Source organism: uncultured Tateyamaria sp. (assembly GCF_947503705.1).
In the GTDB taxonomy this organism is placed as follows: Bacteria; Pseudomonadota; Alphaproteobacteria; order Rhodobacterales; family Rhodobacteraceae; genus Tateyamaria.
This window is the reverse complement of the sequence record NZ_CANNES010000008.1, coordinates 151,660-175,594: the sequence shown is the minus strand read 5'-3', so window position 1 is coordinate 175,594 and position 23,935 is coordinate 151,660. Positions and strand designations below refer to the sequence as shown.

The window sequence follows — 23,935 nt, the reverse complement described above, 5'->3', positions numbered from 1 at the left end:
TGGGCGTCTCAGCGTTGCAGGAACAGAAAAGCGAAGGCGATGCGCCGCCGCCACGACAGGGTGAGTGGTTCTTCGATTACGCCGAGGCGCTCGTAGGCGTGGAGGAAGGTGTTGGGCTCGGTGAGGATCCCGACATGCTTGGCAATGGCGCGGGGCTTCATGCGGAACAGGACCAGCGCGCCGGGACCGGCGTCAGCAGGTGCGATTTCCGGCATCATATGCCGCGCGCCCTCTGCCAGAACTTCTCGCGGGCCGGTCTCGCCCCAGTCGCGGCTGTAGGGCGGGATCGGGAACGGTTCAGGGCCGACGACCTCACGCCAGACACCCCTCGCGAGCCCGAGGCAATCGCAGCCGACGCCGCGCAGGCTCGCCTGGTCGTGGTACGGCGTGCCGAGCCACGACCGCGCGATGACGATGACGCGCGCCGGGTCGGCCGCTGCGAGAGGTTGCGTCACAGCACGCCTCCTTCGTGGCCGCCATCCTTCGTGGCATAGCGGAGAACGGCGTCCTGACCGGGGATGTGCGGGAACCCACGGAAGTTGGCAGTGTTGGCGAACTTGTCGCTGCAGGTCTCGATACGCTTGTCGCAACCTGCGCGAATGGTGAAGGCATCATCACCAGCGATGGACCGCACCGGCGCCTCGAGCAGGGTCAGGATCGCCACGCCATCCGTGACGTCATGGCCCACCACCTCGGTGCGCCGCCCCGCATTCGCGCCGCTCGTCCATTCGAGCGTGCCGAAGGTGAACCAACCGGATATGAACCCACCGAGGCCCGAAGCTGTGAATGCCCGGTCTCGCAGGAGATCGATGACGGCGCCGGTGCCCTTGAACGCTGGATCCTCCAGATCGACGCCGCAGCGCGCATCGCCTAGTGCGGCATCGCAGGTCGCCTGGAAGGTCCGCCCGACCGTCTGTCCGAGCACATGCGCAAGCGAGCGGACCTCGGCGACGAAGGCCAACCGCCCGCGTCGGATCTGGCCGATGGCGCCGCGTCGCATCAGCACGCGTTGGCCGTTGTCCGCCCAGTTCACCCGCCAGACCTCGACCTCGGCATTGTCCCAGCGGCCATCGAGGATGTCGGTCTCAGTGATCCGGTCAGAGGTCAGCACGCCCTCGGCGTCCTGCGCATCGACCGAAAGGTCCGAGCCCGAGCGCACCTCGGACGCCGTCAGCCCGCTCTCGGGCTCGAACTCCGTGCCGTCGAAGCTGAGCGTCCGGTCGTGATCGGTGAAGCCGAAACTCGAACCATCGGCGCGCGCGATCCGCCAGCACCAGGCGAGCGTCGTCGTGCCCTCGTCGAGATGGGCTTGCAGGGCGGGATCGAGGGATTTCATCGGCGCAGTTCCAGAAGCGGAATGGAGGTGATCGAGCCGAGCCGCTCGAGGTCGAGCGTCACGTCGAGCGCGTCGGTATCGAAGCGGACCGGCACGTCGAATTCGAAGCCCGCGGTGATGGCGACGCCAGATCCCGGCGCTGCGCCAAAGCTGATGACGCCGGTGGCGGTGTCGACCGACCAGCCGGAGAGCTGCTCGACGCCCGCCAGCGCGATGCGCACGCTGCCCGCCACCGGCTTGGCGATAGCGCGCGTCCAGGATTGCGCCCCGGATGCGTAGCGCTTCACCAGCTGGAACGCAGTGGCGGTGCCGTCACCGGTGCCAATCGCCTGGTCGGTTGGCGATGGTGTGCCCGAAGGCAGGCAGGACTTGTGGTCGCCCCAGTCCTTAAAACGGAAACCATACAGGCGTCCGTTTCGCGCCTCGAAGAAGGCGACGACCGCCGCCAGATCGTCTGCGCGGCGGATGCCGTAGGCGACATCGTAGCGGCGGCGGCTGTTCGCCCAGCTGGCGTTGCGTTCCTCGTCGCCCGAGGCAAGCTCGACGATCTGGGTGCGCCGCTCGGGCCCGCCGCGCGCACCCCGGCTGATATTGTCGGGAAACCGGACCTCGTGAAACGCCATCACATGCCCCTTCGCCCAAGCGACACCGCGCGAGCGATGTCGGCCGCGACTTGTGTCCGCGACTGTCGGAAGCTTTCGGCGTCGCGCGCCATTATGGTGACGTTGACGCCGCCGCCTGCGGAGTAGCCCTGCGCCTCTCGCCGCGACAGCACGCGCTCGCCGCGTTGCAAGATGGCCGGGACTTCATCGTGGCGTAGCCCCGCCATGCCGCCACCGTGCATTCGTGGGGCAGCGGCAAAGGCCATCGCGGGAACCATCCGTGAGGGCCCAGCCGATCCGACCATCCCGCCCGCATGCAGGATATTCGCGAAGATGCCGCCCGCGCCGCCAAGCGCGCCGGAAAGCGCATTGGCGATTGGCCCAAGGATGAACCTCCGCGCCGCCAGCTTCGCGAGATCGGCGAGCAGCGAGGTGACCAGATCGCGGAAATCCAGCTTGCCGGTCTTCACGAACTCACCGACAGCTTTCTCAGCCGACTGGAACGCGCTGACGAGGCTCTGACCGATGTTCCCGCCAGTTTCGCGCGCCTTGCTGGCATAGTCGCTGAGCGCTGCGGTGACCGCCTGCCAGCCGGAAACTGCAGCGTCAGTGTCAGGTTCGGCTGCAGCGGCAGCAGCCCCGGCCGCTGCGCCCGCACCCGTGGCTGCCTGTCCGGCATCGCCAAGCGCCGTCTCCAGCCGCTCGGCCGCACCTGTGGCCTCGGTCAGCGCGTCGGCACTGGCCTGGTCGGTCCCACGCACCGCGTCGCGCAGCGCCTGCCAACTGGCGAGCGGCGCACGTGCCCCCTCGGCGAGATCGCGGGCCGCGCCACGATATGTGTTGGCCGTGGCAAGCGCAGTATTGGCCGCCGCGGTGAGCCCGAGATCAGGTGCGGAAAGCGGGTTATCCTCAAAAGCGCGGTCGAAGGCAGTCTGTGCGGCTGTGGTCGCTGCCGTTGCGGCACCCTCGAAGCGGTTCTCGATCTGACCCAGCTCAAGATCTGGGATGATCGAGATACGCCGCTCCGACCCGAGCGCTTCCAGCCCCTGGTTGATCCCACTGATGAATGTGTTGATCCGGAATACAACGCCGTTCAGCATGGCTTCGACGCCATCGATCAAGCTGTTGGCGGCCTGGAACGCCAGATCGCCGATGGCGGCTGGAAGCACTCCCCAGATCGCCTTGATCGCCTCATAGGCTCCCTCAAACGTGTTCGCGGCTGTGTTGCCAAAAGCCACGACGCTTTCGATGGCGCTCTGCATTCCGGAGGCAGCATCGGCCTTCAGATCGAAGAACATCGCCGTGGCCGCAGCGCCCGCTGCCGCAGCCCCCATATTGATCCGTTCCCAGACCTCGACGGCGAGGTCTTTCAGAAGCGACATTGCCTCGCCAAATCCGCCAGCTCCCGACACGAGGCGGGTGAACTGGTAGACAAGCTCGCCTGCGCCAACGATGAGCGCGCCGATGCCGGTGCGGATCAACGCCCCGCGAAGCAGGACCAGCGCGGTGGCGAGCCCACGGATCGACAGCGCTGCGACAGCCATCCCGGCGACCCAACGCCCAGCAAGAAAGGCCACAAACGTGGCGGCATAGGTGGTCAGGCGGCCGATGTTGTCGAAGAGGCCGCGAATGGCGATGCCGAGCGGACCGGTGCGGCTTGCCACGGCCGCCATGGCATTCGCGACCGCTTCCAGCGCGGGTGCCACAGCGACCGCCAGCTGGTTCGACAGCCCACGCCAGATCAGCCCCAGCCTTGAGATGGCGTCGTTCGTCCGCTCGATCTGGTTGGCATCCTGCTCCGACACGACCACCCCGAAGGCGAGGACGTCCTCCGTCGCCTGGCGCAGCGTCGCGGTGTCGATCCGCGACATGGCGATGGAGCCTTCCTCGCCGAAAAGCTGGCCCGCGACGGCGGCGCGTTCTGCGGCGGGCACGAAGCTTTCGATGGCGGCGTTGATCGCCCCCACTCGCTGATCCAGCGGCAGGGAAATCAGATCGGCAGCCGACAGCCCCAGCCGCTCCAGCGCATCAGCGGCGGGTCCGGTCCCGGCGGCGGCCTGGCTGAGGCGGCGTGTCAGATCCTTTGTCGCCTGCTCGATGCCCGACATGGAAACACCGGCCAGCTCGCCAGCTCGCTCGAGGGTCTGGATCGAAGCGACTGTCGTGCCAAGCGATTGCGCCAGCTTCGCCTGCGCATCCACCGTTTGAAGCCCCGAGCGGACCATGGCCACGCCAGCAGCCGCAGCTGCGGCAACCGCAGCGGCAGCGGCAATCCGGACTCGGCGGGAAAACGCCGCCAGCCGCGTGTTCGCGGCTTCCATCTCCCGGCTGAGCCGCCCGAACCCACGCGCGCCAGCTTCACCCACCCCCTCCAACTCGGCGCGCACCTGTCGGCCGCCAACCGCAGCAAGGCGGACAGAAACGCGTTTCTCAGCCATCGGAATGATCCATCTGTTCGTTGAGTTTGGCGACCATCACCGCTTCGATGACTGGCAACAGTTCAGCTGCTGCGGCAGGTGGCACGCCGAGTGCATCGGCCAGCGCCAGCGCTGCCGACATGTCCCAGCCGACAATCGCGCCGGGAAGCACACGCAGCTGGCCGCCGAGACGGCCGACCAGGTCCCAGACCTGCCAGCCCTCACAAGTCAGCGGCTGGTTCAGCCGCGCCGGGCAGTCTTTGCATGCCGTTTGACAGGCTTCGCAGTAGCGATCGCCCCCGCCGAAGGACCAGTCGGCGAGAGCGCGGAGGCGTTTTTTTCCTGTTCCAGCAGCAGGCCTTTGGAGACGTAGGTTAGCTGGAAGGCCTCGAAGATCGGCCAGATATCGAGAAGCGCGTCGACGGCCTCGGGACTGGGGTCGATGGCATTGCCATCTGCGTCGCCGATGCCCTCCCAGGCGAGAACTGCCCGGCGCGCCAGCGCCTTGGCGAAGGCAACAGCGCGTTCCTCGTCGGAAGCATGCTCAGAAACCGCCTCGACGGCCGGATCGCTCCGCGTCGCAACCATCAGGGCCGTGGTCAGGGGGCGGAGTTGCACCCGCACGCCGGGCGCAAGCTCATGCCAGCGCGGTTGGTTCGTCAGATCGAGCGTCAGCATCAATATACCTCAATATCGTTGATCAGGGTTGCGGTGCACATCCGGCCGACCGTGCTGTCGCGGGCGGCTTGCCAGTCGAAAGTGGCCTGCACGCCCTGCGGCCCGGAAATCTCGATGCGCGGGCGCGGCAGATAGACCGCGTGGACCGTGAAGGTGAAGCTCTCGCCAGACGGCAACACATAGGCGAACTCAAGCTCGCAGGGATCGCCATTGATCGCCTGCGTCACCAGCGTCTGATCGGCGAACCGAACCTCGATGGAGCCCGTCAGCGCGGCAATAGACGGGTCTGCGCCGTCGATGCGTCCATCCGAGCGGATGGTTTCGATCCGGTCGAGGTTGTTGGCATAGGTGACGTCGGCCGAGACGACGTTGCCGAGCGCGGACCCATTGCGAGTGATCGCCCCGTTGAAATGGCCGAAGCGCTGCAATTCCAGCGCGGCGGGTGTCCCGGCGCTGCTGGTCGTGCCCACCGTCTCGCCCTGTGCTACGAGCCGCGCCGTTGCGGTCAGCAGGCCGGACCGCTGCATCTGCCAGTTAATTTGGTCGAGCACGCAGCCTGAATACATCGCAAAACGAGGCACCTCCGGCATACCGGTCTCGATGGACATGCTGGGCAGCGTCCAGGACCCCGACTGGAACTCATGGGTCCAGGGACCGGTGCCGGTCACAGTCGGATCACCAAAGGCCGCTTTCAGCCAGAACCCGAAGGCTTCTGCGTCGAGCGGCACGACGATATCGCCATCGGCCGTCACTGCGTCCTTGATCGGCGCCAGTGGATCGCGGCCGTAGCCGAGCAGTTCGGAGTTCAGCAGCGGCTGCTCTGCGCCAAGCGACGTGCTGGCGAAGGGCATCTTCGTGAAACCGCCCACTGGCGGCGTTCCATAGGTTGTCTCGAACGCAAGCGCCATCTGCGCCCGCGCCCCTTGGGCTCGTGCCATCGTGTTCTCCTCAGATTGTCGGGGTCAGCCGAGCGGGTCGGCCGTGGAATAGTGTAGCACCACCGGAATGACGGCAGCCTTCAGACTGACCGCGCCCTCAACCGGCATATCAACCGGACGGGGCGCTTCCGCCTCGACCCAGTCGCAGAGGCCGCCCAGCGTGCGGTCGGCGGCGAGTTTGGAGCCAATGCTGGCGGTCAGCGTATCGAAGGCGGCATCACGGTCGGTGCCCTGCATGACGGCCTCGATCTCGGCGCGGTGCTGGTAGTGGTAGCGCAGCGGCGACAGGGTTACCTCTGGATCGCCTGGCTCGCCATCGCGCAGGATCAGCAGGCCGTCGGCCGGCACGCGCTCGGGTAGCACCTCACCGCGAAGGACCGTGCCGGGCAGCGTCGAAAGCCGCGCGTGCAGCGCGGTGAGGATGGCTTCACGTGGGGTGGGCATGAGATTGCTTTCCTAGCGACACAATCAAGGAACGCGATTAGGTTCTATGTGGATTGTTTGATTTCGATGCTACGCTTGAGAAAAGAGAAGTGACGAGGGTTTCATGAGCGGAGTATTTTTTACCTATGTTTGGGGGACCCACGGCAAAAGTGGCGGCCCACTTACCTTTACCAGCAAACAAAACAGAACCGTCGCCGTTCGCAGTACACAGGAAGGAGACTTCGCTTTTGGTGTTGTCAGCCGAAACCCCGGCGATCCAAACGTACAGATCCCCGACGAATGGAAAGGTCGCGTTCTAAATGTTTGGCAGATAAGCCACAGCACTGCGGACACCTCCGAATTCGGAATTGAAGCGGCGAACACCTGGGACAAGCTGGAAGATGGCAGCTATCGTTGGCCTTACGCGCTCCAACCCATACGCACTTGGATCATCCGAGATGCTCCAGAGTTTCGTGAGCTTCCGGGATACGGTCCCTCTACCCATACCCAACGCGCAATCACGACTTTGCAGGAAGTCGGTGGCGAGTTGGCTGCGACTCTCAGAGACCTTCTCGTCACGAACGGTGAAGAGCTGGAAGTTATGACACCGCGCTTCCAGACCATGGAAAATCGAGTGCGGCAGCTGCGGCAGAAGCATCCCTTCGCGATAAATGGATATGCTGTCGAGCCGAACACTGAAGCCATGAACAGCATTTATGTCGCCACTCTTGGGAAAGGTGGTCGCGTTCTGAAAATCGGTCATGCACAGGATGCGATGAAGCGCGTGACCGAATTCAACAAGTTCCGGCTGTCGTCTGAACCGCAATGGGTGTTGCACACAGACCAAGCCATCGGCTCTGTGCAGGACGCCATTGATGTGGAGAAATATCTGGGTGAGGCGTTCGCAAAACATCGGACGGAACCGAATAACAACGAAGTTTACGTCGACCTTGATCCGATGGAGGTTCTGACCAAGTTGGCGACGGTCCAGCGCCAATGATGGCGGCAGCAATGTCGAGAAGCGATCGCATCTCCATTTAGCAGAGAGGGCTCAATTGCGTCAGAGCCGCCCATCCACCCAATTCGCCACGATCAGCCCCGGCACGCTATCGAGCGCCCGCTCGGCGTCGCGGTCGAGGTCCAGCCGCTTTGGCAGCTTGACCTGCGGTACCAGCAAGAAGATCGGCGCCGTGACTTTCCCGCGCCCAGTCTTCGAGCGCGACACCACAGCCTGACCCTTGGTGTTTAGCCGCCCCTCCGCCACCAGCAGGCTCGGACCCGTCCGGCGATAGACAAACCGCAGGCGCAGACCGCGCCGCCGTTCCCATTCGCCCGGGGTGATCCGGCGACCGCGCAGGCCTCGACCTGCTGCTTCCGTTGGGATCGCGAGGTAGAACCCATTTTTCGAGCGGATCAGCGGGCCAGTATCGTGTGCTCCTACGATGGCAGGTGCCTTGGACCAGACCAGTGCAGCGGCATCCAGGCTCTCGCCCGACCGCGGGAAGGTCTGGTTGCGGATCGAATTGGCGAGCCGTCGCCCGAGCCCTGCGTCGGTGATCTGGGTGCGCCAGGCAGTCTTGAGCCCGGTCCCTGCCTCGCGCATGGCGGCCGTCACTGCGCGCTCGCCCGCCGCGACCTCCGCTGCCATCATGGCGACGATGTCAGGATCGATGTCGAGCTTCAGTTTCATGGCCGTCACGCGGGCCTCAGATCAACGGTCCAGATCAGCCGCTCTCGGTCGCGGACGGGCTCGCCTTGGATGAGGAAGGCCTCGCCGTCGATTTCCAAGCGGTCGCCGGGACGCGGGGCCGGAACCTCCGTGATGCGCAGATCGATCCGGGTCGTTTCCGACCAGAGCCGTGCGTCGCCGAAGTCGGTGATCGCATCGGCCTGCCGAGCAACCACGCACACCAGTACAGGCGCGCCGCCGTCGGAGGTATAGAGTGCCTCTCGCCCGATATTGGGATCCGCGAACAGCGCATCCAGAATGGCGGCGAACGCCGTCATCAGAAGCTCGCATTCAGGCGCACCCGGCCGATCAGGTCGCCCGCGCCGCCAGCAACAGCCTCAACGGCCACGCCGATCAGCGTGTTTGCGGTGGCGGTCTTCGTGGCTTCCTTGTTGGTGTTGTCCCAATAGACCTTGTCACCGGCAGACCAGGCTTGCGAGGCGACCTTTTTCAGGTCGAAAATGCCGACGAGCGCGGCCTCGACCGTTTCGGCATTGGCGGCATCCCCGGCGGCCACGCCGAAGATCGAGCCGACGAGCAGGCCGTCGCCGGATGTCACGGCGTAGGGTGCGGTGAGCGTGACGGTGTTGCCAGGCTGGACGTAGTTTTTCATGATGGCGATCCTTGTGGAAATGCGAAAGGCGGCCCGATTGGACCGCCCAGTGTGTCAGGGTTCAGCATGGGTGCGGGTTACGCGCCCGGGTTCTTGTAGAGGCCGCGCCAGTCGATGGCCTTGGCGCCGAAGTCGAGGCGGCACTTGATCTCGACGCCGTCGACATCGAAACCGTTGCGGGTCTCGATGTACGCGCCTTGCTGACCCTCAAGATAAGCGTACTCGATTGTGTCGATCTGGTTCGGGCTGGCCGCCAGATACCAGGCGGTTTCGCTGGCGGCATCCAGCCGGGGTTCGCTGATCGGCGCCAGCGTGCGGATCGATTGCGGTACGACGTTGGAGGTCGCGGCGGGCACGAGGTTCTGCGCGACCATCTGCTCCGCCTTCAGTTCCAGAGAAGCGGGCACGATCAGAAAGGCGGGCCGCACGTTCAGCACCGTTTTCTTGTCGAGACCCGTCTGTTTCGCCATTGCCGCCCGCGCCGCACCCACGGCATCCACCGCCAGCGCCGCGCCGGTTCCTGCGAGGTTCTTGTGGCTGGTGTGGAACAGGGCGTTGCCGTCGGCCATGGCCGGGTTGGCGGTGATGATCCCCCAGACCACGTCCGACTCCAGCTGCGCGATCGAGTTGCCGTACATCGCCGGGATCCGGGTGAAGGCATCAAGGTCGTCGTTGATCAGCGTCTGGCGGGTGATGGCGACCACCCGGCCATAGGTCTTGACCTTGTAGCTCTCCTTGCTCTCGCCGAGCGTGCCGCGTTTGAACTCACCGCTTTCACTTACCTCGAGCAGCTGCGGTGCCTCGCCGAGCTGGACCCGGTGCATCGCCTTGAAGTCCGTCGCCAGCACCTGGCGGCAGAACAGCATGAAGGTCCGGGGATAGGCCTCGTAGGCCTGCCGCAGGGTTTTGTTGGTCACCGCCGACAGGATCTCGGGGAAGTCTGAGGTCGAATGCAGGGCCCGTGTCGCCACTTCGTCGCGCGACAGGCCCCGCGTGTTGACGCCGGCATTGCCGAGGCTCTCGCGGGCCAGTTCCATGAGCGTCATGCCGCGATACTGGCGCGCGGCGTCCTCGAGTTGGAAGAGCGTCGGGCTGTATCGGTGCAGCAGCGCATTGGCCACGGCGTCGCGGCGGGTGACCTGCTCATCGCGGCCGCCCAGTGGGATCGAAACCTGGCTGAAGGTGCGGGTTTCCTCGGATTTCGAGGCCACCTGATCGAGGATCAGACGGCGGGCCTCATCGACGTCGGTCCCGCGTTTCACCAGATCCTCGGCGAAGCCGCGCTCGAGGTTCAGACGGCCCGCCAGATCATAGATCGTGGAGACGCGGTCCCGCTCGCCCTCGCGTGCGCGGGTTGCGACAGCTTCGGCATCGGGCGCTGCGGGGGCGTCGGGCTTCTGCTGCTTCGGCTGCACGCGGGTATGGGTGGCAGCATCCTTCGGCTCACCCATAGGTGTCTTCGGTTCGGTCACGGTGGTGTCCTCGGTTTTGACCGGTTCGGTCGGCTGGGTGGCTTGGGTTTCGGCGTCGTTCGCCGGGGTCTTGGATTTGTCCGTCATCGGGATGGCTCCTGTTTGAGTGGTTGGGACGTCCCGGCGATGAAGGACGCAGTCGTGAAGGGAGGATTGGGCGCGGAAGCCCGCGGCCGGATCCGCGCCAACAGGCACGGCGGAGACCTCGAAGGGCGTCCAGTCCACCGCGCGCCAAAGCTCGCGGGCAGCCTCGGGTTTCGACACCTCGAACCGATGGACCTGGTAACCGATGGAGACCGCACGGATGTGGCCCGCCTGGATATCGCGCCAGATTGGTTCGACATCTGCGCGCTCGCTGATCCGGACCTGCGCAACGCCGCGGCCGTTTTCGATGCGCGCCGAGCCCGGCACGACCGAGCCGATCACGGCATCCAGCGTGTCGACCTCGTGCACCTTCAGAAACGGCGCGCCCGCGTTCAGACGATCCAGCCGCACATGGGTTGGATCGAGGCTCAGTTCCTCGTCATAGGGTTCGCCGAACAGGGTCGACCGGCGAACGCGCGCACCCGCCGACCAGATTACCTCGACGGTGCGGGCGTTGGTATCGGCTGAGTTCGGCGCAAGCTCCGCCATCCGACGCAAGGCCGGGATTTCGATCATCGTGTCCATTTTGCTCAGTCCTGTTGGTCGGCCTGCGCCGGGTCGTTTTTCGGATCGGCGGTGGTGTTGTCGGCATCCGGATCATCGGCGGCCGGATCGCTTGCCCCTTCATTGGATTGGGCGCTGCCGGTCTTGGTGACGCGCCGTGGGTCGCTGTCGAGCACCAGCCCAAGATCGTCGAGCTTCGCGTTCGTGGCGGCGATCTCGGCCAGCACGGCGTCGGGGTTGCGCCCCTGCCGCGCGATCACCTCAGCCAGCGTCATGGTGCCGGAGCGGATCGACAGCAGGTTGGCCATCGCGTCCTTCTGCGGATCGACCGCCTCGAACTTCGGCGGCGACCATTCCACCGGCACATCCGGCGTCGGGATCTGGCCTGCTGCCCATGCCGCATCGGTGAACCACCGCCACACCGGCGCGCAGAACATCGGGATGAAGAGCTGCCATTGCACTGCGTCGATCTGGCGGCGGAACTCCACGAGCCCCGCCCGGATCGAGGAATAGTTGACCTGGCTGAGATCGCCGGTGAGCAATTCATAGGGCACCCGGAACCCGGCCGAGATCGTGTGCAGGCTCGCCCGCTTGTATTCGCCGTAGCCCCCCGTCGCCGAGGGCTGGTTGAACCGAATTTCCTTCCCGCCGCGGGCATAGGCGATGAGCCCCGGCTCGAACTGCTCGACCCGGTTGCCGTCGGCATCGACCACCGAGGGAGCGATGCCCTGCTGCGCCTCGTCGTCGCCGAAGACGATGGCGGTGACGCAGGCCTCGGTCTTTTTGCGCACCAGCTCGGCGACCTCGTAGTCGTCGAGATCGCGCAGACTGCGGATCACCGGCGCGCCCCAGGGAACGCCGCGCGCTTGCGTGCGCTGCTTTTCATAGACATGGGCGATCTCGGTCGCGGGGACCGGGCGGCTTTGCAGCCCGTTCTGCAGCGCGCCAAAGGCATCGCCCGGATGTTCGGCGTGTAGCCAATAGGCCCGGCGCTTGCCGACCGGGTCAAACTCGATCCCCTGCACCAGCCGTCCCGCGCCGAGCGCGCCTGATTTGGTGGCGTCGAGGAAGTCCGCTTCCAGCACCTGCACTTGCAGCGGCACCGGCAGACCGTCGCTGGCGCGACGCAGCCTTCGACGGACCAGAACCTCGCCCGCCTCGACCATCTCGCGGCAGATCAGCGTCTGCAGGCCATAGAAGTCGAGCTGGCCGTCCGCATCGGCCGTGTCCGACCATTGAGCAAACAGCGCATCGACCTTTCGGTCCAGCTTGTCATTGCCGCTGGCAGCGCGCGGCATGATGCCCGCGCCGACGATGTTGTTGACCAGCACCGCCACGGCCTTGGCCGCATGCGGGTTGTTGCGCACCAAATCGCGCATCCGGTCGCGCAAGAGCGCCCCCGCCACGCCGACCTCGGTGTCGGCCGAGGTGCCCGGCGCGCGCCAGCCTTCGGTGCGGCGTCCTTTGGCCGCGCCATCATAGCCACGCGTCAGGGTCTCGAACGCCTGCCTCGCGAGAACGCGGCGGGCCGCAGCACGCGGCGCCACCGTTGCAATCGCATGGTCAAACCAGTTTGCCGACATCAGCGATCTCCGCGCGAGAAGCCCGCGAGACCGGCGATTGGCAACGGTTGCGTGGTGCCCGCGACGGCGCGCTCGATGGTCCGGATGCGGGCGAGCAGGTCTTCGGCCGAGCCATAGTCCACGGACTTGCCATCATAGCTGACGCGGGTCGTGCCACTGGCATAGGCCCTGCGCAGCGCCGACAACTCGGTTTCCGTCCAATCCGTCATGTTCAAAACCACCCTCCACGCCGTCCGAGCCAGTCGGATCGGCGTTTGCCTTGAGGCGCCTGCGCTTGCCTGTTGATCTGTCCCGCGGGATCCGCAGAGGCGTCGTCGACCCCGAGCTGATCCTCGAGGTCGCGCCATTTCTCGTCGGGCCAGCGATCCGCGCCCGCGATCCAGGCGGCGGCACGGGCATAGACCCGACAATCCAGCGCCTCGTTGCGTTCGCGCAGCTTTTGCCATTCCAGCCGCGCGAAACCGCGCTTGGTGCGCACGGTGACCAACTGCTCGGCGACGAACTGCTTCAGCCATTCATTTTCGACCCAGTGCGGCAGGTGGACCGTGCCGGGTGAGAAAGCCGCGCCGTCAGTACGTTCCTCGTCGGTTGGACGTTCCAACCGCAGGAAGCGGTAGGTCTCGGCCTTGAAGGTCGAGACTGCCACGGTCCAGAGCCGTACACCTCGGCGCAGACGTTTACCGCCCTCGGACGCGTCCACATATGTTGGGCCCGACACCGGGCTGGCGCGATTGAAGCCTTCGACGCCCTTGACTGGGGCGACCTGCGCAAACCCTTGCGCCCGCGACCAGCCATAGACCGCTGCAGCCTCGTAGCCGGTATCGATCGCAAGCCGCGCAATCTTCAGATGCGCACCACGCTCGTGTGGCCAAGTCCGGTCCAGCAGCGCCGTCAGATCGCCCCAAGCCTCATGCCGGTCGGGCCCACCCTCGATCACGATGTGATCGACCAGCCAGCTTTCGAGGCCACGGCCCCAGGCCCAGACATCGACCTCGATCCGGTCCTTCTGCACATCGCCGCCTGCCGTCAGGAACAGCCCGCCCGCAGGCACAATGCCCGGTTTCCAGCGCTCGCGCCGGTCATAGAGCCGCTGCCAGTCCGGCGCTTCGCCGGTCTCGACCCATGTTTCGCCGAGGATCGTATTTCGGAACGCTTTGATTGCCTCGTCCGACCCCTGTGCCGCGTCCCATGCCCGCACGATCCGTTCCCAGCTCAGCCAGCCAATCGGCGAATAGAGGGCCGAGAGGTGATAGCCGACGGTGCCGGGATCTGCGGCCGCAGCGGTCGCGCGCCATTCGCCAGCCTCCAACATTGCCGTCTTGTGGTGTTCGGCGATGGCTTGTTCGCAGCCCTCGCAGTGATATTCAGCCGTCTCCGGGCGGCCTTTCTGCCAGCGAAGCCGCTCGAACTTCATCCATTGTTCCTGATCGCAATGCGGGCACGGCACGAAGAATCGCCGCTGGTCGCTTGCCTCGAATTCCCGCTCAATGCGCGACAGCCCCCGGATCGTCGGCGTCGAGACCAGGAACACCTTGCGCCGATGGGCGAAGGTCAATGACCGCGCTTCGGCCAGCGTGACGGGATCACCTTCCTCGTCAGCCGAAGCCGGATAAGCGTCAACCTCATCGAGGAAGATGTAGCGAGCGGGCGTCGAGCGCAGCCCGACGGCCGAGTTCGCGCCCGTCATGATCAGGATGCCGCCTGCGAATTCCTTCGACAGCATGGTGTTGCCCGCATCGCGCGAGCGCGCCGGTTTGACCCGCTCCCGCAACTCTGGGCTTTCGTCGATCAGCGGGTCCACCCGTTGGCGGGAGTTCCGTTTCGCCAGTTCCACCGTTGGCTGGACTGCCAGCATCGGGCCCGGCGCCTGGTGGATCGCGAACCCGATCCAGTTATTTCCGGCCTCGGTTGCGCCGACCTGCGCGGCCTTCATGAACACGATCCGCTGCGTCGGATCGCCCGGCGACAGCCGGTCCATGATCTCGCCCATGTAGGGCGTGCGGGCTGTGCGGTACCGGCCCGGCTCGGCCGAGGCGCGACCGGAAAGCATTCGGTGTCGATCCGCCCATTCCGACACGGTCAGGTCCGCATCCGGCGTGAGGCCCGCTCCCCAGGCACGCAGGATCTCTGCCGCGCCGTCGAACTCGAATGTTTCATCACCGGAGATCGGGTTTGACCTCGGCAAGATCGTCGAGCTGGGCGCGGACATGTTTCTCCAGAACCTTCTGCATTGCGGCGGGCTCGACGCCGAGGTCAGCCGCCATCAACGCTGCCGCGCGCGCTGGCCAGTTCACCCAGACATCGCGCTCCTGCCGCGCCAGCCGGAACACCAGCGACAACGCGCGGGCCCGGTCGATCAACTCACCCTTCAGCTTTTGCAACCGAAGGCGGCGTTCCTGCGCCTTCAGCACTTCGTTCGCCGTCTTGGCCTGCAGGAACGTCGTGCCGCTGCCCACCGACGGTGTCGCCATTCCCTGTTCGCGCAGGGTCTCGCCCACGGCCGAGACCGCCGCCTCCGAGACGGGTTTGAGATTCGGCTTCGAGGCCTTGCGGGTTTTCGATGGATCGGTTGCTCCAGCGCGCAAGGCATCGCTGGCCTCCGCGTCGATGCTGCCATCGCCATGCAACACCAGTCGTCCCGTGGTCTTGGCCTTCTGGACCGCCCCGCGTGAGAGGCCGATGCGGGCGGCATACTGGCGCTCGCTTAGACCCTCCATGCCACGCTCCGATTATCATTCAAAATCATGTGCTTATGTAGTTGATAAGCCTCCGCACCAGAGCGAACGTGGTCCTACGAAAACGATGCAACTCAACACGGAACCGCTACGATGACCCGCCTGAACCCTCAGACAACGCCCCGCCATGAGCTTCGCGCAGAGAAGGCACGCCGCAACAAAGAGGCGGCTTTGAACGCCTTTATCGGCAAGAAGGCCGAGATCGACGAGATGCTCGCCCGGCTCCAGAGCCTCAGCGACGATCATTTCAACTGTCACCCCGACGAGATCGGCTGGGCCACGGTGGGCAGCCTCGAGCACTACGCCAGCCTCCTGAATCGCATCACCGACAGCGCCTTCGGCGAAGGCGAACACGCGGAGTGAGCCCGATGACCAGCACCCTTGCAAAACGCTACAACCGCGAGGCCACCCGCCTGATGCCACACATGGGCAGCGACCTTCAGGTCGACCCGACCATCAACACCGCGACGGAGATCGACGAGATCGTGTTTCGCCGTAGCGAATATCTCGGCGGCATGGCGGCCGTCCTCCTTGCCCTGATCGCGCGCGACGACTGAACCATCGCACGTCGGTCCCGGCCCGCCCAAGCGGCGGGCTCGCCCCGGTAGAAGCCACGCATCCCGCGGGGCTGAGCCACGGAGGCACAGATGACAAAATTTTCCGACACCCAAGCCATCATTCTCAGCACCGCCGCCAATCGCGACGGTCAGATCGCCTTGCCGCTACCCGACAGCCTGCGCGGCGGGGCCGCCGCCAAGGTCATCGGCGCGATGCTCGCAAAAGGCTTCCTCGAAGAGGTCGAGGCCGATATGCGCAACGGCGAGCCCGTCTGGCGCGAGACTGGCGACGGCAACGGCGTCACGCTGGTCGCGACCGACACAGGCCTCGCCGCCATTGGCATTGAGGCTAACAGCGCGGAGACCACTCCGGCCGAGGACTCCGCACCCAAGATGCGCACACCACGCGAGGGTACGAAGCAGGCCAAGCTGATCGCCATGCTGCGCGCCGAGAGTGGCGCGACCATCGAGGAGATCGTAGCGGCACTCGATTGGAAAGCTCACACTGCGAGAGGGGCAATGTCCGGCGCGCTGAAAAAGAAGCTCGGCCTGACGATCACCTCGGAAAAGGTTGACGGACGAGGCCGCGTCTACGCTATCCGCGACTGACGCACACGGTCCAACACACAGATGACCGCCGTCCCCTAGGGGCGGCGTTTTCTCATTTGGCGTGTCGCATCCGGATCACCTCGAACAAGCGGCGCAGCGCGAAGGACCGCGCTATCGATACCACCGTGAAGATCGCGCCCATTTTCAGGTTCTGCGCCAGAGTCGTGTGCAGCCCGAAGATCGGGAAGATCAGGATCTGCGTGATGACCGCCACGCCGTAGCCAACCGCCACGTTGGCGACGGCCTCGATCAGCGACATGAGGCGCGACTGTTTCATACTGGCCCCCCTTCAGCCATCAGCCAGCAATTGAGCTGCAAGAGTTCGCAGCGCATGCGCGGCAACCAATGGGACCACGCCGTTGCCACAGAGCCGAAGGCGGTCCACCCGGTGGGCCAGCCCATCAGAGCCTCGACGAATGCTGGGTTCAGCGTCCGGCGCGGCTCGGAGGTATCGCTCCCAGCCGTCGGCGTCACCAGGACCTGGCGGCCAAGCAAGCCGTTCACCGGGGTGTTCGCCAATGTGGTCGCGCCGTCCTTGTGATCCCGGGCCGTCGGCGTCATCCACATCTGGCTGGCACGGGTCAGGTCGGCGGACTTGCGATTGCCCGCGCTCGGCTTGTTGCCGTCGGTTGCCATCGGCGTTGGCCAGTCCCGCGCCATGCCATCGAGACCCTTCTCGTGTCTCCGGGCGCCGCCCCGGCTGCGAAAACTGTCGGTTTGCGGCGTCGGCCACATCGCGGCCGAGGTCGCCAGGTTCATCCCGTGCTTGCCCGCTTCCTGTGAGGGCGTCGGTTTCGTCTGCCGGTTCTCGTTGGCGCTGGCGCGGGGCGTCGGCCAGAGCCGGAGCATCTCGGTCCGGTTCCCGCCACTGGACCGGGTCCCGGAGCAGGCGCGCGGGGTCGGCCAGTTCGCAGTCCTCTCGGTGCGCGAGGATGAAGAGCCGCTCGCGCTTGTGGGGCGCGCCGACTTCCGCCGCCGTGAAGAGGCCCGCCGCAAGGCGGTAGCCCATGCCGACCAGTCCTGCGGCGACTTCGGGGAAGCCGAGGCGGAGATGATGGGCGACATTCTCGAGGAAGACGAAGGGCGGCTCGACCTCGCCAATGATGCGCGCGACATGGGGCCAGAGGTGGCGCGGATCGTCCGCGCCCCGGCGTTTGCCCGCGACGGAGAAAGGCTGGCACGGATAGCCCGCAGTGACGATGTCCACCGTGCCGCGCCACGGGCGGCCGTCGAAGCTGGCAACGTCGTCCCAGACAGGCGCGCAATCCAGGGCCGCCTCTTCCATCCGTGCCACGAGGATGGCCGCGGCGTAGGTTTCCCGTTCGACATGGCCCACAGTTCGATATCCGGGCAAGGCGATGGTGAGCCCGAGGTCCAGCCCGCCTGCACCGGAGCAGAGCGAGAGGCCGAACAGGTCGCCGGCTCCGGAAGCACGTCCGGAGGGATGTAAAGCCAGGTCATGCATCGCCTCAGCGCGGGTTGGCCGTCAGATCGGCGAAGGTCTCGCCGGTCCCGTCCAGCACGGCCTCCTGGCCGGTGAACTGCTGCCACCGCTGGACGGCGACATCGACATAGGCCGGGTTCAATTCGATCCCGAAACACACACGGCCCGTGGTTTCGGCCGCGATCAGCGTGGTTCCGGAGCCCATGAAGGGCTCGTAGACCGCTTGCCCGGGGCTGGAATTGTTCAGGATTGGCCGACGCATGCATTCGACGGGCTTCTGCGTCCCGTGTACGGTTTCAGCGTCCTGATCTTTGTTGGCGATTTGCCAAAGCGTTGTCTGTTTGCGGTCGCCGGCCCAATGGCCCTTGCCGGATTTCTTGACGGCATAGAGGCACGGCTCGTGCTGCCAGTGATAATCGCCGCGGCTCAGCACCAGGCGATCCTTGGCCCAGATGATCTGGGACCGGATGTTGAAGCCGGAGGCTTCGAGGCTTTCCGCGACCGTCGTCGCATGCAACGCGCCGTGCCAAACATAGGCCACATCGCCAGGGAACAACGCCCAGGCCTCGCGCCAATCAGCGCGGTCGTCATTCAGCACCTTGCCGGTGCGCTTGGTCGCGGCGGCGCCTGCCTTGTTGCGCCAGCCGGGATCGTAGTCGACGCCGTAAGGCGGGTCGGTCACCATCAGCAGTGGTGTCACATCGCCGAGCAGTCGCTCGACGTCCGTGGCCACGGTCGCGTCCCCGCAGAGCAATCGATGCTTGCCAAGCACCCAGAGATCGCCGGGACGGCTGATCGGGGTTTCGGGGGCTTCGGGAACATCGTCCTCGCCCTCTCGGGACGCGGTTTCGGGGTCGACCTCACCGGCCAACAGCGCTTCGAGTTCGGCATCGTCGAAACCAATCAGCGACAGATCGTAGTCCTCGGCCAGCAGGTCGTTCAGCTCGGCCGACAGCAGCGCCTCATCCCAGGTCCCGAGTTCCGTCAGCTTGTTGTCAGCAATCCGGTAGGCCCGGCGCTGCGCCTCGGTCAGATGGCCCAGAACGATCACCGGGGCCTCGGACAGCCCCAGTTGCGTGGCGGCCAACACCCGGCCATGGCCAGCGATCAGCTCGCCGTCGTCGGCGACAAGACACGGAACCGTCCAGCCGAACTCGGCCATGCTGGCGGCGATCTTCGCGACCTGATCCGCGCCATGCATCTTTGCGTTCTTCGCATAGGGCTCGAGCCTGGCCAGCGGCCACATCTCGATCACGTCCGGGGCAAAGCTCAGGGTCATGCGGGTCGGTTCGCCTCAATCGGGTGGATTCCGGACACCAGCAGCCAGCCTGGACTCCACGAGGGTTCCAGCGGCCACCGGACGTGTTCGGTTTCAAAGGTTTGTTTTGTCGTGGTTTTCAGCGGATCTCGGGTGGATGCTCGCCGGGGTGGCTTCCCAAAAAACCGGCCCTGTCGCTAGCGATGTTGCGCGCTTCGCCCGCCCGTATACGTTTACGGCCAGGAAGGACCCGCGAACGCGCTTGGCGACCGCCTCGCGCACCTCGCGAACTTACCAGTCACATACCGGCGGGATGGAAAAAGTGTCTGGAAGAAAATTCAATCGCCGCCGAAGCATCAAAGTGCCGGGTCGTCAGCGCGTGCGAGGTCGATGACCTGCTGCATGGAGAGCCGCGGATTGATCCGGCGGTTGTTCAGGCGATGGGAGATCAAGCAAAGCCCATAGACCCAGTGGTGATGGGCTGACGCGCGCTGCAGACCGACCATTCGGCAGATCTCTCGCCAACGATATCCATAGGCCCGCAGCCAGACGATCTTGCCGTCTTGCGGCTCGAGTCCCGCGGTCCAGGTCAGCGTCTCTTCCATTCTGCTGATGGATTGCGGCGATGGAAGCACGCGCATCTTCCTGGGCTCTTGCCCGACCTTGTCCGCGAAACTGTGAACGATCTCTGGCCAGGTACTGAAGTACCCTAGCATACGTGGCTCCGGCAGCCGTTTGAGCACGAAGGCCGCCTCCGACAACCGGGCTTCCACGAGGCCTGCGGTCCAGACCACGTTGTGCGAATTCGAATGTGCGTTCATTGTTGTCCGCCCTTCGTGTCGAGAGCCCAGAGAAGGAGCGCAAGGGCGTCGGCCTCGTTGTCATCCTCTGGAGAAAAGCCACGCTGCCGGATCGCTTCGATCATGGCAGCCTTGTTCGCATTGCCTTTGCCGGTGGCAAAACGCTTGATGGTGCCCACGGGCACGCCCTCGTAAGGGATGCCGCGCAACTCCGCCCATGCGGTGAGCGTGGCCATGAGCCCGCCATAGACGTGGCTTGCATCGGTGCCGGCGTGCCGGCGGACTTCCTCGAACCAGATTGCGGAAATAGGGCCTGAAAGCCTGTCGAGTTCAGTCATCCAGTTGGTGAAGCGCAAGTACCGCATGCCGCCGCCGTCGAAACGGCGTGGCCGAAAACACGCGGTTCCGCTGACGATCAGCCCGTCCGCGCCGCGCAATGCCCAGCCGGTCGCCGTGCCGAGATCGAGGGCGAGCACGGGATGGGGCAGCGCATCTTCAGCCCGCGATCTCAGGTCGCTGGCGGGTGTGACGGGTGTGACGGTTTGTTTGGTAACTCCGTTACGGACGCGCGTATGCGCGCGCGTGACGGTTATATGGGTATGACCCGTCACATCCGTCGCGGTCTCTGATTTTATTGACATTTTTCAACTCCGATCAAATAGGTCATCATCGCTGTCGCAAACCCTGATCCCCTGGAATCCACGCGCGCTTCGCGTGTTGCGTTTCTCGAACCCACGGGCGCCGAGATTCTCAGAGAAGCGCTTCATCGACCCGGCGTATTCGCCGTTGGCCTCTGCCCAGGACTTCCAACTGGCAAAGAGCGCGCTCGAACCAGTCCAGTGCGATGGGCCGGTCTGGCATCGTTCCTCGATCCAGCGTCCGAGCGCGTCCTCGGCCTCGAAATAGTCTTCGGTCGCCGCCATCACGGCTTCGGGCGGGCGCAACCCGGTCTCCTGCCATTCGAGGCATCCGCGCAGCGCCCAGGCGAGGATGCCGTCCCGCTCGGCCAGCAGACGGTCAGGCAGGCGGCGGTCACGCTTGGCGGGCGGGATCGTCACCGTGAAGGGAATCATGTGAAGCCGTCGGCGCATGGCCTCGTCGACATTGCGGATCGAAGGCTTGTGGTTGCCGACGATCAACAGCTTGAATTGCGGAATGAACTCGAAGAAATCCTGACGCATGAAGCGGGCGGTGATCTTGTCGCCGCCCGTCAGGGCCTTGAGCTTGCTCTCCGCCCAACGGCTGCCCTGTTCGGTCTCGATCGACGTCACGATCCGCGCGCCGCGCAGACCCGCCATGTCGGTGGGATGGCGGTCGCCGTGAGTTGCCATGAACATGTCCATCGCGGCGACGGTGGCGTAGTCGCCCATGATTTCCGTCAGGGTGTTGGCGAAGACCGACTTGCCGTTCGCGCCAGTGCCATAGAGGAAGAAGAGCGCATGCTCGGTCGTCACGCCGGTCAGACAGTATCCGGCCATTCGGCGTAGATAAGCCTGCAACTCCTTGTCTCCGCCGGTCACGGTGTCGAGGAATGCCTCCCAGGTCGGGCACGCATCTTTTGTCGATGCCTCCGCGATCTTCGTCATGAAGAGTTCCGGATCGTGCAGGGCGCAAGCGCCCGTCCGGAGATCGATCACGCCATTGGGGGTATTCAACAGCCAGGGATCACGGTCCCAAATCTCGGTGGTACAGGCATGACGGCGGTCGCTGCGGGCAAGGCGTTCCACCGCAGAGACGGTCGATGCGGTCGACAGCTTGGTGCGCACGCGCGCTGAAGGTGCTCGAACCGCCGCGTTCCGACACACCTGCCTTGCGAGATCGAAGGCCTGCAACGTCTCTTCGCGTCGCCAGACAGTGCCGGTCCAAGTGAGCCATTGGCCCCAGCCGGCGACATATCGCCATTGCTCTGAATGAGTTGATGCGAACTGCGCCGCCAACGCGTCTTCAGTGAAACGGACCGGTATGGGTCCGTCGCCATCGTCTCCGCCACCCGCTTGGTCCGCATCCATGTCGGCATCGTCGATGTCGCCATTGCGGCTCTGGTCGCGCTTCCACAGGCGTTCGGATTCGGCCCGCAGGCGATCCTCCGTCCATGGCGGATCGATGCGCGCGAGGTTGTACGCCTTGATCTCGTCCCACGACTCTGCCGGCGTGACATGGCCTTCGCGGCAGCGCCGGATCCAGTACCCGATGACCCGTGAAAGCGCATCGAAACGGGTTGTCCCGTCAACGCCTCCCTCGCGGACAGGCTTGCCGAAGAGCTCTGGCACCGTTCCCCGCAAGGGCGTCGCGCCATTGAAGTCGAGTGGATCGGGCTGCGCCCCCTCCATCGGAGGCATGGCGATGACCGCCTCGATCAGATCGGCGAGGTCGTGGTCAACGGCGGCATGGGCGAGGATTTCGACAAGGCGACGCTGCCCGGCTTTGGCATGTACGGAACCGGCGACCCGGATTGGCTGATGGGCGGAGCGAAAGGCCGGATCACCGCCGACCTTGGCGGCAATCATTTGCCGGGCACGGCACACCCGGGCAATGTCCTCGCCTTCCGCTGGTTCGGTGAGTCGCCAATAGAGGTGCAACTTGCGGATACCGTCGGCCGTCACCCCACCTGATGCCACCACCAGCGTGGCCTTGCCGAGGTGGCGTTCAAGGTGCGTACGCTTGGCGTCGATGTCACCATGATCGAGATCGACGAGCACAACCTGTGTCTGAACAATGTGCTCGGCCCGCGCATCGACCGGTGTGGCAACGGTGCCCGGCACCACAAAGAGAGCCATGCCAGCCGAGGCCGCCCAATCCGCCTGCTGCGCTAGACGCCCTGCGAGATCATCTTCCGTAGGCAAGAACGGCGTATGCGGCGGAGCGTCAGCGCTGCCTTTCTCCGCAAGCGCGCGGACCGGAGCGAGATGATCGCAATAGCCGAAGACGACATCGGTGTAGGTCGCGATCATGGCCGGGTCAGGCGCAACCGCGGCCGCGGGGTCCACGCTGCTATCGCTCATTCCCAGCACCTCGCCTTCCAGTCGCAGAAATGGCATTGGAAATGCTCGGGATCTTCCGTGTGCCGAGGCAGTTGTTCGCCAGCATCACAGGCGCGCAGAATGCGAACGGCCTTGTCGCTTGCGGCCTGGGCGCGCTCGGCGTCGAAGGGGACCAGTTCGTGCCAGATCTCGCAGGTGTCCTTGTTGATCGCGGTGAACAACGCGGACGCTTCCGTCAGCCCCAAATAGGCCTGGTAGAGCGCGATCTGGGCCGCATAGATGGGCTTGGCTTTGACAACGCCCCGTTTCGCAATCTCGCGCCAGTTCTTTGCGTTTGCGGACTTGCACTCCCACAAGGCCGGCACCGCCATGCCGTTCGGCGCCGCGACAATGACGCCATCGGCATGCCCCTGAAGGCGTCCGCCCGCGACTTCGAAACCGAACTGCTCGCCATGGCGATTGCGGGTCCTGAGATCAAACCCCGCCTTGCGAAGCCAGTCGATTGCCAAGTCTTCGAGAACATGCCCAAGCGCAAAAATCCGCAGGGTCTGACCCGAGAACCCGGAGCCCTCGTCCTTCGGCACCTTTAGGTACTCGTATTGCAGCCGACGCTGACAGGCATCGCCGAGTCGGCTGCCGCCCAGATAGTCCCGAGTCGGCCGCGTGGCCTGCTCTGCAACAAGGGCATGATCGATCAGTACGTTAACGCCATCGGCAAAAGTGGGCTTCTTTTCCCGGTGATTGAAGTCGAGGAGCGCTGTCATCAGAAGGGCACCTCGGGGTCCGGCCGAGGGGCATTCGCCAACATCCCCTCCTGAAAACCGTCAACCGCGGCTTCGGCGAGCTTTGCTGCCTGATCGGCAGAAAGTTCGTTGAAGGGGGTCGCCCAGCCGATCTCGGCCATCAGTTCGCCCATGAACCGCATGGCGACCTTCAAGGCTTCCTGTTCGCGCTCATCGGGATCAATCACCATGCACCTCCAAGAGGGGTGCCTGTGACCGGCGAAAAGCGCACGGTACCGCGCCGAGCGCGATCAGAGATGTCGATCATGGGGGAAAGCTCCAGCTGCCACTGTCACATACCGGCGCGCCGCTCTGGCTGTCGGATGCGGG

28 protein-coding genes and 1 pseudogene are annotated in these 23,935 nt (G+C 65.1%); 4 read left to right on the top strand and 25 right to left on the bottom strand.

Translation table 11 applies throughout. From position 1 onward, the window contains the following. Positions 1-8: 8 nt before the first annotated feature. From Q1A44_RS17100 to Q1A44_RS17065, 8 genes are all read right to left on the bottom strand, one after another. Positions 9-455, bottom strand: a complete 447-nt coding sequence (locus Q1A44_RS17100) for an NlpC/P60 family protein (RefSeq protein WP_299627685.1) — start codon at positions 453-455, stop codon at positions 9-11. Continuing rightward, positions 452-1,336, bottom strand: a complete 885-nt coding sequence (locus tag Q1A44_RS17095; RefSeq protein ID WP_299627683.1) for a DUF2163 domain-containing protein — start codon at positions 1,334-1,336, stop codon at positions 452-454. Before Q1A44_RS17095 ends, Q1A44_RS17100 begins: the two co-directional genes overlap by 4 nt. After that, complete coding sequence (locus Q1A44_RS17090; RefSeq protein WP_299627681.1) at positions 1,333-1,959, bottom strand: DUF2460 domain-containing protein; 627 nt, start codon at positions 1,957-1,959, stop codon at positions 1,333-1,335. Before Q1A44_RS17090 ends, Q1A44_RS17095 begins: the two co-directional genes overlap by 4 nt. Continuing rightward, the gene (locus tag Q1A44_RS17085; protein ID WP_299627679.1) at positions 1,959-4,376 is read right to left on the bottom strand and encodes a phage tail tape measure C-terminal domain-containing protein; all 2,418 of its coding nucleotides are present in this window, start codon (positions 4,374-4,376) and stop codon (positions 1,959-1,961) included. The genes Q1A44_RS17090 and Q1A44_RS17085 overlap by 1 nt, the downstream gene beginning before the upstream one ends. After that, on the bottom strand, positions 4,369-4,497 hold the full coding sequence (locus Q1A44_RS17080; RefSeq protein WP_299627677.1) for a hypothetical protein: 129 nt from the start codon (positions 4,495-4,497) through the stop codon (positions 4,369-4,371). The genes Q1A44_RS17085 and Q1A44_RS17080 overlap by 8 nt, the downstream gene beginning before the upstream one ends. A 98-nt stretch (positions 4,498-4,595) precedes the next feature. Continuing rightward, complete coding sequence (locus tag Q1A44_RS17075; RefSeq protein ID WP_299627675.1) at positions 4,596-5,033, bottom strand: hypothetical protein; 438 nt, start codon at positions 5,031-5,033, stop codon at positions 4,596-4,598. Further along, entirely contained in the window at positions 5,033-5,971 is a 939-nt protein-coding gene (locus Q1A44_RS17070; protein ID WP_299627673.1) for a phage tail tube protein, read from the bottom strand. Before Q1A44_RS17070 ends, Q1A44_RS17075 begins: the two co-directional genes overlap by 1 nt. A 24-nt stretch (positions 5,972-5,995) precedes the next feature. Then, positions 5,996-6,415, bottom strand: a complete 420-nt coding sequence (locus tag Q1A44_RS17065) for an acyl-CoA transferase (RefSeq protein ID WP_299627671.1) — start codon at positions 6,413-6,415, stop codon at positions 5,996-5,998. 103 nt (positions 6,416-6,518) lie between these two features. Here Q1A44_RS17065 and Q1A44_RS17060 point away from each other — a divergent pair, with 103 nt between their 5' ends. Next, positions 6,519-7,394 carry a GIY-YIG nuclease family protein gene (locus Q1A44_RS17060; protein ID WP_299627669.1) on the top strand — a complete coding sequence of 292 codons (876 nt, stop codon included), beginning with the start codon at positions 6,519-6,521 and terminating at the stop codon, positions 7,392-7,394. 60 nt (positions 7,395-7,454) lie between these two features. On the opposite strand, the gene Q1A44_RS17055 is transcribed toward Q1A44_RS17060, so the two are convergent. The 8 genes from Q1A44_RS17055 to Q1A44_RS17020 all read right to left on the bottom strand — a co-directional run bounded on the left by Q1A44_RS17055 (position 7,455) and on the right by Q1A44_RS17020 (position 15,156). Continuing rightward, positions 7,455-8,084: a DUF6441 family protein gene (locus tag Q1A44_RS17055; RefSeq protein ID WP_299627667.1), complete on the bottom strand. Its 630-nt coding sequence runs from the start codon at positions 8,082-8,084 to the stop codon at positions 7,455-7,457. 5 nt (positions 8,085-8,089) lie between these two features. Further along, positions 8,090-8,401: a hypothetical protein gene (locus Q1A44_RS17050; protein ID WP_299627665.1), complete on the bottom strand. Its 312-nt coding sequence runs from the start codon at positions 8,399-8,401 to the stop codon at positions 8,090-8,092. Next, positions 8,401-8,736: a DUF2190 family protein gene (locus tag Q1A44_RS17045; RefSeq protein ID WP_299627663.1), complete on the bottom strand. Its 336-nt coding sequence runs from the start codon at positions 8,734-8,736 to the stop codon at positions 8,401-8,403. Before Q1A44_RS17045 ends, Q1A44_RS17050 begins: the two co-directional genes overlap by 1 nt. A 77-nt stretch (positions 8,737-8,813) precedes the next feature. Further along, a complete protein-coding gene (locus Q1A44_RS17040; RefSeq protein WP_299627661.1) occupies positions 8,814-10,877 on the bottom strand; it encodes a prohead protease/major capsid protein fusion protein in 2,064 nt (687 codons plus the stop codon). Positions 10,878-10,882: 5 nt separating this feature from the next. Continuing rightward, positions 10,883-12,439: a phage portal protein gene (locus tag Q1A44_RS17035; RefSeq protein ID WP_299627659.1), complete on the bottom strand. Its 1,557-nt coding sequence runs from the start codon at positions 12,437-12,439 to the stop codon at positions 10,883-10,885. After that, positions 12,439-12,648, bottom strand: a complete 210-nt coding sequence (locus Q1A44_RS17030) for a hypothetical protein (RefSeq protein ID WP_299627657.1) — start codon at positions 12,646-12,648, stop codon at positions 12,439-12,441. Before Q1A44_RS17030 ends, Q1A44_RS17035 begins: the two co-directional genes overlap by 1 nt. A 2-nt stretch (positions 12,649-12,650) precedes the next feature. Beyond that, complete coding sequence (locus tag Q1A44_RS17025) at positions 12,651-14,648, bottom strand: phage terminase large subunit family protein (protein WP_299627655.1); 1,998 nt, start codon at positions 14,646-14,648, stop codon at positions 12,651-12,653. Next, positions 14,596-15,156, bottom strand: coding sequence for a hypothetical protein (locus Q1A44_RS17020; protein WP_299627654.1), 561 nt, complete (start codon positions 15,154-15,156; stop codon positions 14,596-14,598). Before Q1A44_RS17020 ends, Q1A44_RS17025 begins: the two co-directional genes overlap by 53 nt. A gap of 111 nt (positions 15,157-15,267) precedes the next feature. Here Q1A44_RS17020 and Q1A44_RS17015 point away from each other — a divergent pair, with 111 nt between their 5' ends. From Q1A44_RS17015 to Q1A44_RS17005, 3 genes are all read left to right on the top strand, one after another. Continuing rightward, on the top strand, positions 15,268-15,537 hold the full coding sequence (locus Q1A44_RS17015) for a hypothetical protein (RefSeq protein ID WP_299627652.1): 270 nt from the start codon (positions 15,268-15,270) through the stop codon (positions 15,535-15,537). Between the two features lie 5 nt (positions 15,538-15,542). Next, the gene (locus tag Q1A44_RS17010; protein ID WP_299627650.1) at positions 15,543-15,731 is read left to right on the top strand and encodes a hypothetical protein; all 189 of its coding nucleotides are present in this window, start codon (positions 15,543-15,545) and stop codon (positions 15,729-15,731) included. Positions 15,732-15,821: 90 nt separating this feature from the next. Then, positions 15,822-16,340 carry a DUF3489 domain-containing protein gene (locus Q1A44_RS17005; protein ID WP_299627648.1) on the top strand — a complete coding sequence of 173 codons (519 nt, stop codon included), beginning with the start codon at positions 15,822-15,824 and terminating at the stop codon, positions 16,338-16,340. Positions 16,341-16,392: 52 nt separating this feature from the next. Here the strand turns inward: Q1A44_RS17005 and Q1A44_RS17000 are convergent, their stop codons facing one another. The 9 genes and pseudogenes from Q1A44_RS17000 to Q1A44_RS16960 all read right to left on the bottom strand — a co-directional run bounded on the left by Q1A44_RS17000 (position 16,393) and on the right by Q1A44_RS16960 (position 23,796). Beyond that, complete coding sequence (locus tag Q1A44_RS17000) at positions 16,393-16,617, bottom strand: hypothetical protein (protein WP_299627646.1); 225 nt, start codon at positions 16,615-16,617, stop codon at positions 16,393-16,395. Further along, the gene (locus tag Q1A44_RS16995; RefSeq protein ID WP_299627765.1) at positions 16,614-17,099 is read right to left on the bottom strand and encodes a hypothetical protein; all 486 of its coding nucleotides are present in this window, start codon (positions 17,097-17,099) and stop codon (positions 16,614-16,616) included. Before Q1A44_RS16995 ends, Q1A44_RS17000 begins: the two co-directional genes overlap by 4 nt. 202 nt (positions 17,100-17,301) lie before the next feature. Continuing rightward, positions 17,302-17,805: pseudogene (locus tag Q1A44_RS16990) on the bottom strand (DNA cytosine methyltransferase); the annotation flags it as partial. A gap of 4 nt (positions 17,806-17,809) precedes the next feature. Beyond that, positions 17,810-19,063 carry a site-specific DNA-methyltransferase gene (locus Q1A44_RS16985; RefSeq protein ID WP_299627644.1) on the bottom strand — a complete coding sequence of 418 codons (1,254 nt, stop codon included), beginning with the start codon at positions 19,061-19,063 and terminating at the stop codon, positions 17,810-17,812. 335 nt (positions 19,064-19,398) lie between these two features. Next, positions 19,399-19,863 (bottom strand): DUF6362 family protein, encoded by a 465-nt coding sequence (locus tag Q1A44_RS16980; protein ID WP_299627642.1) that lies wholly within the window; start codon positions 19,861-19,863, stop codon positions 19,399-19,401. Then, complete coding sequence (locus Q1A44_RS16975; RefSeq protein WP_299627761.1) at positions 19,860-20,330, bottom strand: hypothetical protein; 471 nt, start codon at positions 20,328-20,330, stop codon at positions 19,860-19,862. Before Q1A44_RS16975 ends, Q1A44_RS16980 begins: the two co-directional genes overlap by 4 nt. 156 nt (positions 20,331-20,486) lie before the next feature. After that, entirely contained in the window at positions 20,487-22,844 is a 2,358-nt protein-coding gene (locus Q1A44_RS16970; protein WP_299627640.1) for a phage/plasmid primase, P4 family, read from the bottom strand. After that, positions 22,841-23,587: a PD-(D/E)XK nuclease family protein gene (locus Q1A44_RS16965; protein WP_299627638.1), complete on the bottom strand. Its 747-nt coding sequence runs from the start codon at positions 23,585-23,587 to the stop codon at positions 22,841-22,843. The genes Q1A44_RS16970 and Q1A44_RS16965 overlap by 4 nt, the downstream gene beginning before the upstream one ends. After that, the gene (locus Q1A44_RS16960) at positions 23,587-23,796 is read right to left on the bottom strand and encodes a DUF6511 domain-containing protein (RefSeq protein WP_299627636.1); all 210 of its coding nucleotides are present in this window, start codon (positions 23,794-23,796) and stop codon (positions 23,587-23,589) included. Before Q1A44_RS16960 ends, Q1A44_RS16965 begins: the two co-directional genes overlap by 1 nt. Positions 23,797-23,935: the final 139 nt, after the last annotated feature.

Coding starts and splice junctions, on each gene's coding strand:
- Q1A44_RS17095 (WP_299627683.1), bottom strand. CDS start 1,336: ATGAAATCCCTCGATCCCGCCCTGCAAGCCCATCTCGACGAGGGCACG.
- Q1A44_RS17090 (WP_299627681.1), bottom strand. CDS start 1,959: ATGGCGTTTCACGAGGTCCGGTTTCCCGACAATATCAGCCGGGGTGCG.
- Q1A44_RS17085 (WP_299627679.1), bottom strand. CDS start 4,376: ATGGCTGAGAAACGCGTTTCTGTCCGCCTTGCTGCGGTTGGCGGCCGA.
- Q1A44_RS17080 (WP_299627677.1), bottom strand. CDS start 4,497: ATGTCGGCAGCGCTGGCGCTGGCCGATGCACTCGGCGTGCCACCTGCC.
- Q1A44_RS17075 (WP_299627675.1), bottom strand. CDS start 5,033: ATGCTGACGCTCGATCTGACGAACCAACCGCGCTGGCATGAGCTTGCG.
- Q1A44_RS17070 (WP_299627673.1), bottom strand. CDS start 5,971: ATGGCACGAGCCCAAGGGGCGCGGGCGCAGATGGCGCTTGCGTTCGAG.
- Q1A44_RS17065 (WP_299627671.1), bottom strand. CDS start 6,415: ATGCCCACCCCACGTGAAGCCATCCTCACCGCGCTGCACGCGCGGCTT.
- Q1A44_RS17060 (WP_299627669.1), top strand. CDS start 6,519: ATGAGCGGAGTATTTTTTACCTATGTTTGGGGGACCCACGGCAAAAGT.
- Q1A44_RS17055 (WP_299627667.1), bottom strand. CDS start 8,084: ATGAAACTGAAGCTCGACATCGATCCTGACATCGTCGCCATGATGGCA.
- Q1A44_RS17050 (WP_299627665.1), bottom strand. CDS start 8,401: ATGACGGCGTTCGCCGCCATTCTGGATGCGCTGTTCGCGGATCCCAAT.
- Q1A44_RS17045 (WP_299627663.1), bottom strand. CDS start 8,736: ATGAAAAACTACGTCCAGCCTGGCAACACCGTCACGCTCACCGCACCC.
- Q1A44_RS17040 (WP_299627661.1), bottom strand. CDS start 10,877: ATGGACACGATGATCGAAATCCCGGCCTTGCGTCGGATGGCGGAGCTT.
- Q1A44_RS17035 (WP_299627659.1), bottom strand. CDS start 12,439: ATGTCGGCAAACTGGTTTGACCATGCGATTGCAACGGTGGCGCCGCGT.
- Q1A44_RS17030 (WP_299627657.1), bottom strand. CDS start 12,648: ATGACGGATTGGACGGAAACCGAGTTGTCGGCGCTGCGCAGGGCCTAT.
- Q1A44_RS17025 (WP_299627655.1), bottom strand. CDS start 14,648: ATGTCCGCGCCCAGCTCGACGATCTTGCCGAGGTCAAACCCGATCTCC.
- Q1A44_RS17020 (WP_299627654.1), bottom strand. CDS start 15,156: ATGGAGGGTCTAAGCGAGCGCCAGTATGCCGCCCGCATCGGCCTCTCA.
- Q1A44_RS17015 (WP_299627652.1), top strand. CDS start 15,268: ATGACCCGCCTGAACCCTCAGACAACGCCCCGCCATGAGCTTCGCGCA.
- Q1A44_RS17010 (WP_299627650.1), top strand. CDS start 15,543: ATGACCAGCACCCTTGCAAAACGCTACAACCGCGAGGCCACCCGCCTG.
- Q1A44_RS17005 (WP_299627648.1), top strand. CDS start 15,822: ATGACAAAATTTTCCGACACCCAAGCCATCATTCTCAGCACCGCCGCC.
- Q1A44_RS17000 (WP_299627646.1), bottom strand. CDS start 16,617: ATGAAACAGTCGCGCCTCATGTCGCTGATCGAGGCCGTCGCCAACGTG.
- Q1A44_RS16995 (WP_299627765.1), bottom strand. CDS start 17,099: ATGAACCTGGCGACCTCGGCCGCGATGTGGCCGACGCCGCAAACCGAC.
- Q1A44_RS16985 (WP_299627644.1), bottom strand. CDS start 19,063: ATGACCCTGAGCTTTGCCCCGGACGTGATCGAGATGTGGCCGCTGGCC.
- Q1A44_RS16980 (WP_299627642.1), bottom strand. CDS start 19,863: ATGAACGCACATTCGAATTCGCACAACGTGGTCTGGACCGCAGGCCTC.
- Q1A44_RS16970 (WP_299627640.1), bottom strand. CDS start 22,844: ATGAGCGATAGCAGCGTGGACCCCGCGGCCGCGGTTGCGCCTGACCCG.
- Q1A44_RS16965 (WP_299627638.1), bottom strand. CDS start 23,587: ATGACAGCGCTCCTCGACTTCAATCACCGGGAAAAGAAGCCCACTTTT.
- Q1A44_RS16960 (WP_299627636.1), bottom strand. CDS start 23,796: ATGGTGATTGATCCCGATGAGCGCGAACAGGAAGCCTTGAAGGTCGCC.